General features: G+C 69.4%; 9 protein-coding genes. 3 read left to right on the top strand and 6 right to left on the bottom strand.

Features of this window, described 5'->3' with window-relative positions:
• Positions 1-172 precede the first annotated feature (172 nt).
• The 4 genes from F0U63_RS05195 to F0U63_RS05180 form a co-directional block, all read right to left on the bottom strand.
• Positions 173-2,899, bottom strand: coding sequence for a family 20 glycosylhydrolase (locus tag F0U63_RS05195; RefSeq protein ID WP_395844298.1), 2,727 nt, complete (start codon positions 2,897-2,899; stop codon positions 173-175).
• Between the two features lie 131 nt (positions 2,900-3,030).
• A complete protein-coding gene (nagE, locus tag F0U63_RS05190; RefSeq protein WP_395844296.1) occupies positions 3,031-4,779 on the bottom strand; it encodes an N-acetylglucosamine-specific PTS transporter subunit IIBC in 1,749 nt (582 codons plus the stop codon).
• Between the two features lie 29 nt (positions 4,780-4,808).
• Positions 4,809-7,391 (bottom strand): phosphoenolpyruvate--protein phosphotransferase, encoded by a 2,583-nt coding sequence (gene ptsP, locus F0U63_RS05185; RefSeq protein ID WP_395844294.1) that lies wholly within the window; start codon positions 7,389-7,391, stop codon positions 4,809-4,811.
• Complete coding sequence (locus tag F0U63_RS05180) at positions 7,379-8,290, bottom strand: N-acetylmuramic acid 6-phosphate etherase (protein ID WP_395844292.1); 912 nt, start codon at positions 8,288-8,290, stop codon at positions 7,379-7,381. The genes ptsP and F0U63_RS05180 overlap by 13 nt, the downstream gene beginning before the upstream one ends.
• Positions 8,291-8,541: 251 nt before the next feature.
• Here F0U63_RS05180 and F0U63_RS05175 point away from each other — a divergent pair, with 251 nt between their 5' ends.
• From F0U63_RS05175 to nagA, 3 genes are read left to right on the top strand one after another with little or no spacing between them, the layout of a single operon-like run.
• Positions 8,542-9,333, top strand: a complete 792-nt coding sequence (locus F0U63_RS05175) for a GntR family transcriptional regulator (RefSeq protein WP_395844290.1) — start codon at positions 8,542-8,544, stop codon at positions 9,331-9,333.
• Positions 9,330-10,388 carry an SIS domain-containing protein gene (locus tag F0U63_RS05170; RefSeq protein ID WP_395844288.1) on the top strand — a complete coding sequence of 353 codons (1,059 nt, stop codon included), beginning with the start codon at positions 9,330-9,332 and terminating at the stop codon, positions 10,386-10,388. Before F0U63_RS05175 ends, F0U63_RS05170 begins: the two co-directional genes overlap by 4 nt.
• The gene (gene nagA / locus F0U63_RS05165; protein WP_395844286.1) at positions 10,388-11,551 is read left to right on the top strand and encodes an N-acetylglucosamine-6-phosphate deacetylase; all 1,164 of its coding nucleotides are present in this window, start codon (positions 10,388-10,390) and stop codon (positions 11,549-11,551) included. The genes F0U63_RS05170 and nagA overlap by 1 nt, the downstream gene beginning before the upstream one ends.
• Positions 11,552-11,558: 7 nt before the next feature.
• Here nagA and F0U63_RS05160 read toward each other — a convergent pair whose 3' ends face one another.
• Both F0U63_RS05160 and F0U63_RS05155 read right to left on the bottom strand, forming a co-directional pair.
• Entirely contained in the window at positions 11,559-11,888 is a 330-nt protein-coding gene (locus F0U63_RS05160; protein WP_395844284.1) for a hypothetical protein, read from the bottom strand.
• A gap of 141 nt (positions 11,889-12,029) precedes the next feature.
• On the bottom strand, positions 12,030-12,767 hold the full coding sequence (locus tag F0U63_RS05155) for an SDR family oxidoreductase (RefSeq protein ID WP_395844282.1): 738 nt from the start codon (positions 12,765-12,767) through the stop codon (positions 12,030-12,032).
• Positions 12,768-12,868 lie beyond the last annotated feature (101 nt).

Genomic DNA, 12,868 nt, shown 5'->3' with positions numbered 1-12,868 from the left:
GGGCGAAGCGCGCGTCCACCGCGCGCTCGCGATGCCCCGCGCCAGAATCGCGCGGGTTCATCTCGATAGAGTGGACATTCTATAAATCCGGGTCAACACGTCCAAAACCCAGATTCATTTTTTTCTCACTCTTCCCGGTCCAGCAGTTCTGTCGGGTCTGGATATTCGATTGTTACTTCAGCGTGGCGACGCGGCTCGTGCGGCCGTCGCTCGCGCGGGCCCGGAGGGACACCGCGCCCGAGACGGCGACGGGCTCCTTGTATGGCTTCCAGGTGGCGCCCGCATCCGTGGAGTACTCGATGTCCAGGCCAGGAAAGAGAACGTTTGCATTCAGCTTTCCGTCGATGATCTTCGCGCCCGGCAGCGGGATGCGGTAGTTCACGCCCACGCGGCTCGGAAACTCCGAGCGCAGGTCCACCGCGCGGTAGCCGTCCAGCCGCGGCAGTACGAACTGGCCCAGACTGTTGGTGAAGTGGGCCCAGAGCGCGGCCGGATCGCCATCGGTCGGGAACTCCGGGTTCCAGGCGCGCTCGGCCACGCCGAGCATCTTCGGGAACGCGAAGTACTCCAGGAGGGCGGGGCTCTTCTGGTTCTCGGCCCAGAGCAGGCCGTGCATGCCGAGGATGTTCTTCTTGCCCTCGGCGGACAGGCGAACCTTGTCCTTCAAGTCCGACGGGTCGATGGGAACGCCCATCCGGTTGTGGGTGGCGTTGGCGTAGACGTCGAAGGGCCGGTACTCGAACGTCTTCTTCGTGTCGACGAAGTTGGCCCAGTAGTAGCCGGGCTCGTCCGGATCCTTGTTGTACGCCAGGTCCAGGTAGAGGTTGGTCGAGTGGGAGAGGATGACCTTGTAGCCCTGGTTGGCGAACTTGTAGGCATCATCCTCGCGGCCCCAGCCCCACACGTTGCTCCAGGGCATGGGCAGGAAGCCGGGGAGATCCTGCCCGTTGTGGATGATGTCGTCCCAGCCCGTCATCTGCGTGCCGCCCGTGGCGGTGATGATGCCCTGCCACTTCTTGAAGAAGTGGTTGAAGAGCTGGATGTCGGTCAGCTCGCGCGTCACGGGGTTCTGCTTGCACAGCGGCGAGCCCTGCCACCACACGTGACCGTTATTCAAGGAGGGCAGCTCGTCACCACCGCCGTGGATGGCATAGAGCGGGGCGCCCACCGCGTCGTAGCGCGCCTTGATCTCCTGGACGACCTTGGTCAGGAAGGCATACGACGAGTCCAGGCAGGGATTGATGAAGTTGTCCGTGTACATCTGGACGCTCTCGTGCTTGGACGTGTCCGCCGGGTCCACCAGCCGGTAGGCGGTGGCCTGCGCGAGGTCCGAGTCCTTGAGCTTGCGGTAGCGGTACTCCATGGCCTTCACGGCGGCGCGCGAGTGGCCGGGGACGTCGACCTCGGGGATCACGTCGATGTGCCGCTCCTTGGCATAGACGAGGATCTCCTCGAAGTCCTTGACCGTGTAGTACCCGCTGCCCTTGCCCAGGAAGTTGACCGTCTCGGGCATGTAACCCTGCGGGGCGTCCTTCACCGGATCCGCGTTGGAGGGCGCGGGCGGCTTGAGCGAGATGCGATCGCCCTCGGCGAGATCGTTGGACGAGCCGAACCCGGCGTGGAGCATCTCCTCCTCGGCCGGGTCGAAGCCGCGGCGGGAGCCGTAGCTCGTCAGCTCCGGGATGCCCGGGATCTCCAGACGCCACCCCTCGTCATCGGTCAGGTGGAAGTGGAACTTGTTGATCTTGTAGTGCGCCAGCACGTCCAGCAGCCGCTTGACGGTCTCCTTCGTCTGGAAGTGACGCCCCACGTCCAAAGCCATACCGCGGTAGGTGAAGCCCGGAGCGTCGGCGATCTGCACCCCTGGCAGGATGATTTCCTGGGGACGCGCGCCCTTCTTCGCGGCGTCATAGACCTCCGTGGGGATGAGCTGCCGGAGCGTCTGGATGCCATAGAAGACACCCGCGGCGTCCTTGCCGCGAATGGTCACCGAGCCGTCCTTCACGTCGAGCTCATAGCCCTCGGCGGTGGCCAGGTCGGGCTTGAACTCCAGGCGGATCTGCTCGCCGCCCCCCGTGGCCCGCGAGGTGATGTTCGCCGCCAGCACATCCTTCAGCGCGGCGGCCAGGTAGGAGGCCTCGTCCTTCAGCCCCTCGACGAAGCCGATGGCGAGGTCGCCCTTGAGCGACACCGTGCCCGCGACCGCCTCGACGGTGCGGGGAGCGGGCAGCAGCCGCGCCTTGAGGTCCAGCGTCTGGTGGGCCGGGTTCTCGTCGTAGCGCAGCCCGGGCGTCTGCACGGGCAGCTTGTCTCCCGGGAAGCGGGTGGTCTGCTTCGGGTCGTTCGCGTCCAGCTTGACCGTCGAGGGAACGGCGAACGCGGTCTTGTCGGAGAACTTCTCCCCGGTGAAGACGATGTGGAAGCCCGCCGGCGCGTCCGTCTTGAGGATGGCCCAATCACTGGCGAGCACGTCGATCGCGCGCCGCTCGCCCGGGGCGATGGGCTTGAAGTCCGGGAGGGGCTCGATGACGTAGTAGTCGCCACTGGCCGGCTTGGAGATCTTCACCCCCTGCTTCGCGAGCGCCTGCACAAGCGTGCCATCGCCCTCGCCCTCGTTCAGGATGCGCCGCACGAAGTTGAAGTAGAGCTTCCAGCCCTGGTTGCCCAGCTCACCGGGGCCCTTGTTCTCCAGGGTGAAGCTGGAGCGGAAGAACTTCGCGTCCTTGTTCGCCAGGTTGTCCGTGGGCTGCCACTCCACCGTGAGCGCGGCCGGAACCTGCGTGGTCGGCTCGTCGATGGGAGGGGTACCCGGCCCGGGCGCCGGCGGCTGCTCATTGGGTTCAGTGCATCCCGAGGAAAGAATCGCCATGAGAGGAAGAGACGTCAGCAAGCGTTTCATGTTGCCTCCGACAAGGAAAATCACACCTGTGGTTGCTTCTTGAGACAGCCCTCCCCCTACCCCGGGGAAATGGCTGACGCCAATTTCCCCAGGTCCCCAGGACGGAGTGCTGTGAAAGAAGGGGCGGTGCTTCAGCGCAGCAGCGCACGCAGCTCATCGGCCACGCGTTCCGCCGTGGGTCCGATGATCACCTGGATGGAACCCGCGGCGGGCTTGGCCACCCCCCGCGTTCCGAGCCCCTTCAGGGCCGTGTCGTTGACGCGCTGATCATCGACGACGATCAGCCGCAGACGGGTGGAGCAGCAGCCCACCTCGCGCACGTTGGAGGCCCCTCCCAACGCCTGGAGCACTCCCCGGGCCAGCACCTGTTCGGCGTTGCCGGAAACCGGGGCGCCCTCCCGGGCACCGCCGCCGCGCAGGACCTCCTGAATCTCGGAGGAGACCTGATCCGCTTGCGGACCGATGATGACCTGGACGCTGCCGGGCGACGGACGGATGACGCCCCGGGAGCCGAGCGACTTGAGCGCCGGCTCGTCGATGCGGGCGTTGTCCGCCACGGTCAAGCGCAACCGCGTGGTGCAGGCATCGACGGTCTGGATGTTGCTCGCACCACCCAGGGCCTTGAGCCAGGCCGCGCCCCGGGAGAGAGCGGGAGCCGGCAGGGAGCCGCCATCGATGGAGGCGGCGCCAGCGGCCGGAGCCGGAGCCTCGTCCTCCCGGCCCAGGGTCTTCAGGTCGAAGCGCGAGATGCAGACGCTGAACAGCCCGTAGTAGAGGGCGAAGTACGCCGCGCCCACCGGCAGCAGCAGCCAGGGCTGGGTGGACTGCTTGAAGTTGAGCACGTAGTCGAACAGACCCGCCGAGAAGCCGAAGCCGAGCTTCACCCCCAGGATGTCCATGGCGACGAGCGCCACGCCCGTGAGCACCGCGTGCAGCAGGTAGAGCGGCGGCGCGAGGAACATGAAGGCGAACTCGATGGGCTCGGTGACGCCGGTGAGGAAGGACGTCAGCGCCATGGACGTGAGCAGGCCGCCCACCTTGGCCCGGTTGTGCGCGGGCGCCGCCCGGTACATGGCCAGACACGCCGCGGGCAGGCCGAACATCATCACCGGGAAGAAGCCCGTCATCATCGCGCCCGCGGTGGGGTCACCCGCGAAGAAGCGCTTCAGGTCTCCCGTCACGCCGTTGTAGTCGCCCAGGAGGAACCACGCGACGTTGTTGAGGATGTGGTGCAGGCCCGTGACGAGCAGCAGGCGGTTGAAGAAGCCATACAGGAACAGCCCGAACCGGCCCGCGCTGAACACCGAGCGGGTCACCGCGTCCAGACCCGCTTCAATCACCGGCCAGCCAAACCCGAACACCAGCGCGAGCACCAGACAGGCCAAGCCCGTGATGATGGGGATGAAGCGGCGCCCGCCGAAGAACGCCAGGTATTCCGGCAGCTTGATGTCCTTGAAGCGGTTGTACAGCATGCCGGCGAGCAGGCCGGACAGGATGCCGGCCGGCATGCTGATCTTCGACTCGAGGCGCGCCTTGTAGCCCGACACCGCCAGGTCCCGGGCCGCACCCACCAGGCCCTCGAGCACCGCCGGAGGCACCTCGACGAGCGCCTTCGTGCCCTCGATGGTGATGAAGAAGCCGACGGCGCCCGCGAGTCCCGCCGCGCCATGGTTCTCCCGGGCGAAGCCCACCGCCACACCCACCGCGAACAGCAGGCCGAGGTGGGCGAAGATGGCGTCACCCGCGGCCGCCATGAAGCGAATGTCCAGCAGGTCTGGCTGTCCCAGACGCAGCAGGAGTCCCGCGATGGGCAGCACCGCAATGGGCAACATCAGGGCGCGCCCTAGCTGTTGGACTCCCGCGAACTTGTTGCTCACCATTCTTCTCTCCGTTGAAGCAATGCGACCGATCACAGGCCCGGCCAGGTATTCGTCACGAGGGCACGCACTTCGTCACCGCTCTCCAGCTCCAGGGCCTTGCGCGCGACTTCCGCGCACGCGGACAGCGACAGCGTGCGGATGAGGGCCTTGTGGCTGGGAATCACCGAGGGAGCCACCGACAGCTCGGTGACACCCAGGCCGATGAGCAGGGGCGCGGCGCGCGCGTCCGACGCGATGCCGCCGCACACCGCCACCGGACGGGAATGCTTGCGCGCGCCTTCCACCGTCTGCGCCACCAGCCGCAACACGCCCGGGTGCAGGCCGTCGAGCTGCGCCGCCACGTGCGGATTGCCCCGGTCCATGGCGAGCCCGTACTGCGTCAGGTCATTGGTGCCGATGGAGAGGAAGTCCGCCTCGGCCGCCAGGCGCTCGGAGAGCACCGCGGCCACGGGCACCTCGATCATCGCGCCGAGCTGCACCGGCGTGGACACCCCCAGCGCCTTGCGCTCCTCCTCCAGCATGACGCGCACCGCGCGCAGCTCGTGCGCGGAGGTGACCATGGGCACCAGCACGCGGCAGACGCCCTCGGGCTTCACCCGGAGGATGGCGCGCAGCTGGGTGCGCATCAGCTCGGGGTAGCGCAGCGACACGCGCACGCCGCGCAGGCCGAGCACCGGGTTCTCCTCGCGCGGCAGGGGCAGGTAGGCCAGGGGCTTGTCACCGCCCACGTCGAGCGTGCGGATGACGAGCGGCCTGCCAGCCAGGGCCGTGGCGATCGTCTGGTACTGCGCGGTCTGCTCGGCCTCGCTCGGCGCGGTGGTGCGCTCCAGGAAGAGGAACTCGCTGCGCAAGAGCCCGCACCCCTCGGCGCCCTGGCTGGCGGCGGCCGCCGCGTCACCCGGACGCCCGAGGTTGGCGAAGACCTCGATGCGCGCGCCATCCAGCGTGTGGCACCCCTCGTGCGCCTGCGCCAGGTAGGCCTCGCGGCGGGTGGCACGCTCGGCGAGTGCCCTCAGGGTGGCCTCCTGCTGGGCGGCGCTGGGGTGGACCTGGACCTCGCCCCGGTCTCCGTTGACGATCAGCGTCGCGCCCGTGGGCACGCGCAGGGCCGCGTCTCCCGCGGCCACCACCGCCGGAATGCCCAGCCCCGCGGCCAGGATGGCCACGTGCGAGGTGGGGCCGCCCTTCGCGGTGCAGAGCGCCGCCAGCCGGCCCGTCGGCACCTCCGCCAGATCCGAGGGCATCAGCTCATCGGCGACGAGGATGGCGTTGGAGGGCAGCTCGGTGGGAATGCGCGAGCCGTTCTTGCCCGTCAGCAAGGCAACGACGCGCCGGCAGATGTCGCGCAGGTCTCCGCCACGCTCCGCCAACAGCTCGTTCTCCAGCTCCTGCAGCACCCCCACGTGCAGCTCGGTCGCCGAGCGCCACGCCCACTCGGCGCTGTGTCCGGCCGAGAGGGCCCGGCCCGCGGCATCATTGAGTTCGGGGTCATCGAGCAGCTCGAGGTGCGCGCGGAAGATATCCGGTTGCACCCCATCTCCCGTGGACCGCTCGATCATCAGCTCGATCTCCTGGCGCACGCCCGCGAGCGCCTCGGAGAGGCGGCGCTGCTCCTCCGCGAGACCCCGGCCCCGCGGGTTGAGCTCCACCTGATCCTCGAGCACCCGGATGGCGATGCCCACCGCGACGCCCGGAGCGGCCGACGTGCCCTGGAACAGGGCCGGACGGTCGGACGGGAAGAAGGATACCGCGGAGGGAGCGGATACGAGCGCGGACGCCTCGACGGGCGCGGAGGGCTCGGCGATGGGCTGGACGGTGTCGCCCAACCCGCTGGTCACCAGGTCCACCAGGGCCTGGACGCGCTGCTCGGCCTGCGCGCCCTCGACGGAGATCGTCAACGTGTCGCCATGGCGGGCGCCCAGGCTCATCAGCCCCACGACGCTCTTGCCATTGACGGTGCGCTCACCACACGCCACGCGCACCACGCCCGGGTGCATCGCGGCGTGACGGCTGAACACGGCGGCGGGACGGGCATGCAGACCATGGGGGATGAGCAGCCGCACCCGCCGCGCGGACGTGTCTCCCGCCGCCTCGGCCACCGGCTGCGCCGTGCCCCCCTCGACCTCCAGCAGGGGCTCGCCCACCGCCACCTCGCGAGCCTCCACCCGCTGCTTGATGGTGTGCGTGTCCCCGTTGACCACCACCATCACCGTCAACAGGCTGCGCGCCTTGCGGGCCAGCAGGTCCATGTCGAAGCCGATGAGCGGCTCGCCCACCCGGACCCGCTGTCCCTCCTGGACGTGGGCGATGAAGCCCTCGCCGCGCAGGTTCACGGTGTCGATGCCGATGTGCAGGAGCACTTCCGCGCCCGTCCCCGTGCGCAGCGTGCAGGCGTGACGCGAGGCGTGCACCGACACCACGACGCCCTCGCATGGGGCGCGCAGCTCGGACGAGGTGGGGTCCACCGCGATGCCATCTCCCACCATGCGCTGGGCGAAGGCGGGGTCCGGAACCTCTTCCAGCGGGGTCGCCCAACCGGCGATCGGCGCGACGAGTTTCAACGTGGACAAGGCTTGCGTCTCCACGGGGGAGCTGACTCTCAGCGAGGACATGTTTCGCCCTTCTCCTTGGATGCGCTCTCCAGAGCGGCGCGCAGGTTACCCCCCGAGCGAACGAGGGCTTGATTGGCTTCGGCCGGGGACAGGCCCGCGAGCCCGAGGACGGCGCGGGGGATGTCTCCATGGCGGGCGAGCGCGTCCGCGGCGGCGGGCTCGCCGACTCCGGCGATGCGGGAAATGATGGTGACGCAGCGCTGGCGCAGCTTGGCGTTGTCCGGCCGCACGTTGCACATCATGTTGTCGAAGACGAGGCCCAGGCCCGTCATGACGGCCGTGGAGAAGAGGTTGAGCACCGCCTTCTGGGCCGTTCCCGCGCCCAGCCGGGTGGAGCCGGCGATCACCTCCGCCCCCGTGTGCACCACCACCGCGTGCTCCGCGGCGGCCACCAGCTGCGAGCCGTCCACGCTGGCGATGGCCACCGTCAGGGCGCCCCGGCGCCGGGCCTCTTCCACCACGCCCACGGTGAAGGCGCTGCCGCCACTGGCGGAGACGCCCAGCACCACGTCCGCCGGACCGGGGTGCAACTCCCCCACCCGGGCGCGGCCCGTGTCCGCGTCGTCCTCGCTCCCCGCGTCCAGGCCACGCGCGAGATCCAACCCTCCGGCCATCAGGACCGAGAGCCGGGTCGACGGCCAGCCAAACGTTCCGGGCAGCTCCAGGGCATCCAGCGCCGCGAGCGCACCGGCCGAGCCGGCTCCCGCGTAGATCAACCGTCCCTGGGTGCCCGCCAGCCGCTCCCGGGCCGCGTCCACGGCCCGTCCCAACGCGGGCAGCGCGGGCAGGCAGGCGGCTACCGCCCGCGACTGACCGCTCCACAGCGTCTCGAGCACCTCCGCGGTCCCCCAACCATCCAGCCCCTGGAATCGCCGGGCCGCCGCTTCCGTCTCCTTCATCAACGTGGCCTCCCCCGGATCAACTGGTATTAGATTGGACTGCTGCACCATACCAGCACGATTCCTGATTTCAACGTCAAAGTTGCCATTTTGGCAGGCAGGCGAGCACGTGAACCGTGGATTTTCACAAAAAGCACCATGATTTCAACGACTTCACTTGTCTAATAGAACCTGGAAGTCATGATTCAGGCTTGCGTCATGGTCTTAAAGTGGTATCTTCATGGTATTACGAGCCCAAGGAAGAAGGAGTCATGTCGATTCATCAGAGCGGAGTGGAAGCCCTCGACCGGGACGCGCTGTCCAACGACCTGCCACTGCCGCTCTACCTCCAGCTCGCGCGCTACCTGCGGGGGCAGATCGTCAGCGGCCGGTTCGGCCATCGGGACGCGCTGCCCGGCGAGCGGGAGATGGCGGAGCGCTTCAGCGTGTCGCGCGTCACGGTGCGCAAGGCCATCAAGGAGCTGCTGGACGAGGGCCTGCTGCAACAGCGCCAGGGCGTGGGCACCTTCGTCAACCGCGGCACCAGCCCCTATGTGGAACAGCGCCTGTCCACGCTGACCAGCTTCTCCGAGGACATGAGCTCGCGAGGCCTCGCCGCGGGCTCGGTGTGGCTCAACCGCACGGTGACGGCGGCCAACCCCGAGGAGGCCCTGGCCCTCGGACTGAGCCCGGGCGCCACCGTCAGCCGCATGCAGCGCCTGCGCACCGCCAACGGCAATGCCATGGCGCTGGAGACGGCGGTCATCCCCACGCGCTTCCTGGCCGATCCCCTGGAGGTCCAGGGCTCGCTCTATGACACGCTCCGGCGCAAGGGCTTCACCCCCTACCGCGCCCTGCAGCGCCTGTCCGCCATCCAGCTGCCCGCCGAACAGGCCGAGCAGCTCGGCGTGCCCGAGGGCTCCGCCGCCCTCTACATCGAGCGGCGCACGCTGCTCGAGGACGGCACCCCGCTGGAGTTCGTCCGCTCCCAATACCGGGGCGACGCCTACGACTTCATCGTCGAATTGAACCTGGCCGCCCCGGCCCGAGAGGTAAACCGATGAGCCTCACTCCCCAAGCCATCCATCCCGTGGTCCCGCAGGTGCCCGCCATGGCGCGCGAGGCCGCCCAGGCGGCGGACGCCGCGCGCCAGCAGATCACCCGCTGCGCGGGCACCTTCGCCGAGCTGGGCGAGCGGCTGCGTCAGCACCCGCCCCGCTTCATCATCACCTGCGCGCGCGGCAGCTCCGACCACGCGGCCAGCTATGGCAAGTACCTCATCGAGACCACGCTGGGCCGCGCCGTGGCCTCGGTGGGGCCGAGCGTGGCGTCCGTCTACAACACCCCGCTGGACTGGAAGGACAGCCTCTTCATCGCCGTGTCGCAGTCGGGCCGCAGCCCGGACCTGCTGCGGCTGACGGAAGCGGCGCGTGAGGCGGGCGCGCTCGTCGTCGGCTTCGTCAACCACGAGGACTCCCCGCTCATGCGCATGTGCGACGTGGGCGTTCCGCTGTGCGCCGGCCCCGAGCAGAGCGTGGCCGCCACCAAGTCCTACCTGCTCTCCGGCCTCGCCTTCCTGCAGCTCGTGGCGCACTGGTCCCAAGAGCCGGAGCTGCGCGACGCGGTGAACCGGCTGCCCGAGGCCCTGGAGGCGGCACGCGCGCTCGACTGGGCTCCCTCGCTGCTGCGGCTCGCCGACGCGCGCGGCCTGTACGTGCTCGGGCGCGGCATCGGCCTGGGCGCCGCCCTGGAGATGGCGCTCAAGTTCAAGGAGACGTGCCGGCTGCACGCCGAGGCCTTCAGCACCGCCGAGGTGCTCCACGGCCCGCTGGCCCTGGTGGGCCCCGGCTTCCCCGTGCTGGCGCTCGGCCAGGAGGACAACTCCGCGGGCAGCACCCGGGACGTGGTGCGCCGGCTCGTCGAGCTGGGCGCCGAGGTCCGCTCGGTGCTCGACGTGCCCGGCACGGAGCCGCTGCCTTCCGTCCCCGGCATCCCCACCGCCATCGCCCCCCTGTGCCAGGTGCAGAGCTTCTACATGGCGGTGCACCGGCTGGCCGTGGCGCGCCGGCTCGACCCGGACGCGCCCCCCCACCTGCGCAAAGTGACGGAGACGGTGTGATGAGACGCGTGCTGAGTGGGGCCCGGGTCTTCACGGGCGAGCAGTTCGTGGATGGCCACTGCGTGGTGCTCGAGGACGGGCACGTGGCCGCCGTGGTGCCGGCCCCGTCCGCGCCCACCGACGCCGAACAGGTCCGTCTGCCCGGGGACGCACTGCTGGTGCCCGGCTTCATCGACACCCAGGTCAACGGCGCGGGCGGCGTACTGTTCAACGACACGCCCACCGCCGAGGCGGCGCTCGCCATCGCGGCGGCCTCGCGCCGCTCGGGCACGACGGGACTGCTGCCCACCTTCATCACGGATGAGCAGACGAAGATGCAGCGGGCGTGCGAGGCCACCCTGGAGGCCATGGCACGTCCCGCCAGTGGCGTGCTCGGCATCCACCTGGAGGGCCCCTTCATCAGCGGCGACCGGCCCGGCGTGCATGATCCGCGCTTCATCCGCTCGCCCGAGGCCCGGGACCTCGACTACCTGGTGAAGATGCCGGAGCGCCTCGCCGCCCACGCGGGCCGGATGGTGATGACGCTGGCGCCCGAGCGCGTGGAAGACGCCATCCTCACGCGGCTCGCCTCGGCGGGAGTGCTGCTCGCGGCGGGCCACACGGCGGCGCCCTACGAGCGCACCCGCGACTCCCTGCGCGCGGGCGTGCGCGGCTTCACCCACCTGTTCAACGCCATGCCGCCCCTGACCAACCGCCAGCCAGGCCCCGCCCTGGCCGCGCTCGAGTCCGAGGAGGCCTGGTGCGGCGTCATCGTCGATGCCATCCACGTCCACCCGTCCCTGCTGCGCCTGCTCGTGAAGAGCAAGCCTGCCGGCAAGGTGTACCTGGTGACGGATGCCATGCCGCCGGTGGGCACCGACGCGCGCTCCTTCACCCTCTATGGGCACACCATCCTGCGCCGGGACGGGCGGCTGGTGACAGAGAACGGCACCCTGGCCGGCGCCGACATCGACATGGTGACGGCGGTGCGCAACTGCGTGCGCCTGCTCGGGCTGCCCCTCGAGGACAGCCTGCGCATGGCCTCGCTCTACCCGGCGAGCTTCCTCGGACTGGAGGGACAGCTCGGACGGATCGCGCGGGGCTACCGCGCGGACCTCGCCCTGCTGCGGCCGGACCTCACCGTGCTCGCCACGTGGGTGGCGGGCCAGGCGCAGTGGTACTGAGCCCCGCTCAGGGGCTCGAGCACCTGAGCTGGAGCGGATAGGACTCCATCAGGACACAACTGGCGCCGTCCGAGCACGACAGCAGCTCGGAGCAGGCGGTCGTCGCATCGAGGCAGCGCGCCTGCCGCTCCCCTTCCAGGGTGAAGGCGATGCAGCTCTTGCCCTCGGCACACGCCGGAAGCTCCGCGCCACACACGGGTGCTTGCTCCAGGCTGGCCCCCGACCTCACGCTCAGGCTCGCCTCGCGCGGCGCCTCCTCCCGCGGCGCGCCCTCCTGCGTGGTCCGGCATGCGCCCAGCAGCCCCAACATCAACAGACCGCCCATCAGTCTCGACACGCTTGAAACTCCTCTCGACAAGGGACGGGTGACTCCGCCCTCACGAGGCTCGAAGCTACCAGCGCGCTCGCCGCGCGGACGCATGGAGTGAGGGGCGCGCGCGGGCCACTGTCCTGGAAGCGTCACGACGAGGCCCGGCGGTCAGAACGTCTGGCTCGTGGGCCGGACGACGAGCTCATTGACGTCGACATCCGCGGGCTGGCCGATGGCGAAGGCAATCGCGCGGGCGATGGCGTCCGCGGGGATGATGTTCTTGCGGATCTCCTCGACCGCCAGGCGCTTCATCTCCGGATCCGAGATCGACTCCGCCAGCTCCGACTCGGTCACGCCGGGAGCCACGAGCGTGACGCGGATGGAGCCGCCGACCTCCTGACGCAAACCCTCGGAAATGGCCCGGACGGCGAACTTCGTCGCGCAGTACACCGCGGAGGTCGGCACCACCACGCGGTCGCCCACGGAGCTGATGTTGACGAACTGCCCCGAGCCCTGCGCCTTGAACAACGGCAGCGCGGCGGCGATGCCGTAGAGCACGCCCTTGATGTTGACGTCGACCATCCGATCCCACTCCTCGACCTTGAGGTGCTCCATCAGGGACAGCGGCATCAGCCCCGCGTTGTTGACGAGCACGTCGAGCCGGCCGAAACGCTCGACGGCGAACCCCACGAAGCTCCGCACGTCCTCCCGGCGGGTCACGTCGAGCTGCCGGTACGCGGCCTCGCCCCCCTGGCGGCGGATGTCCTCGACGAGCGCCTCGAGACGCGCGGTGCGCCGTGCGCCAACGACGACCCGAGCCCCCTGCGCGGCGAGCCTGCGTGCCGTGGCCTCGCCAATCCCACTCGACGCCCCCGTGATTGCAACGACCTTGCCTTGGATTTCCATGACGTTCTCCCTGGATGTGGACCCAGTCACCGGACGTCGCCGTGACGTCCAGACACGCGAAACATAGAAGTCGACCCTCCATGCCACCACCTCATAGGATT

This window comes from Cystobacter fuscus (assembly GCF_044360685.1).
Lineage (GTDB): Bacteria > Myxococcota > Myxococcia > Myxococcales > Myxococcaceae > Cystobacter > Cystobacter fuscus_C.
The sequence above is the reverse complement of the archived record's forward strand: the minus strand, read 5'-3'. Positions and strand labels throughout refer to the sequence as shown.

Bases quoted from the DNA above. Each gene is read 5' to 3' on its own strand.
- nagA (WP_395844286.1), top strand. From the start codon at position 10,388: ATGAGACGCGTGCTGAGTGGGGCCCGGGTCTTCACGGGCGAGCAGTTC.
- ptsP (WP_395844294.1), bottom strand. From the start codon at position 7,391: ATGTCCTCGCTGAGAGTCAGCTCCCCCGTGGAGACGCAAGCCTTGTCC.
- F0U63_RS05170 (WP_395844288.1), top strand. From the start codon at position 9,330: ATGAGCCTCACTCCCCAAGCCATCCATCCCGTGGTCCCGCAGGTGCCC.
- F0U63_RS05175 (WP_395844290.1), top strand. From the start codon at position 8,542: ATGTCGATTCATCAGAGCGGAGTGGAAGCCCTCGACCGGGACGCGCTG.
- F0U63_RS05155 (WP_395844282.1), bottom strand. From the start codon at position 12,767: ATGGAAATCCAAGGCAAGGTCGTTGCAATCACGGGGGCGTCGAGTGGG.
- F0U63_RS05180 (WP_395844292.1), bottom strand. From the start codon at position 8,290: ATGAAGGAGACGGAAGCGGCGGCCCGGCGATTCCAGGGGCTGGATGGT.
- F0U63_RS05195 (WP_395844298.1), bottom strand. From the start codon at position 2,899: ATGAAACGCTTGCTGACGTCTCTTCCTCTCATGGCGATTCTTTCCTCG.
- nagE (WP_395844296.1), bottom strand. From the start codon at position 4,779: ATGGTGAGCAACAAGTTCGCGGGAGTCCAACAGCTAGGGCGCGCCCTG.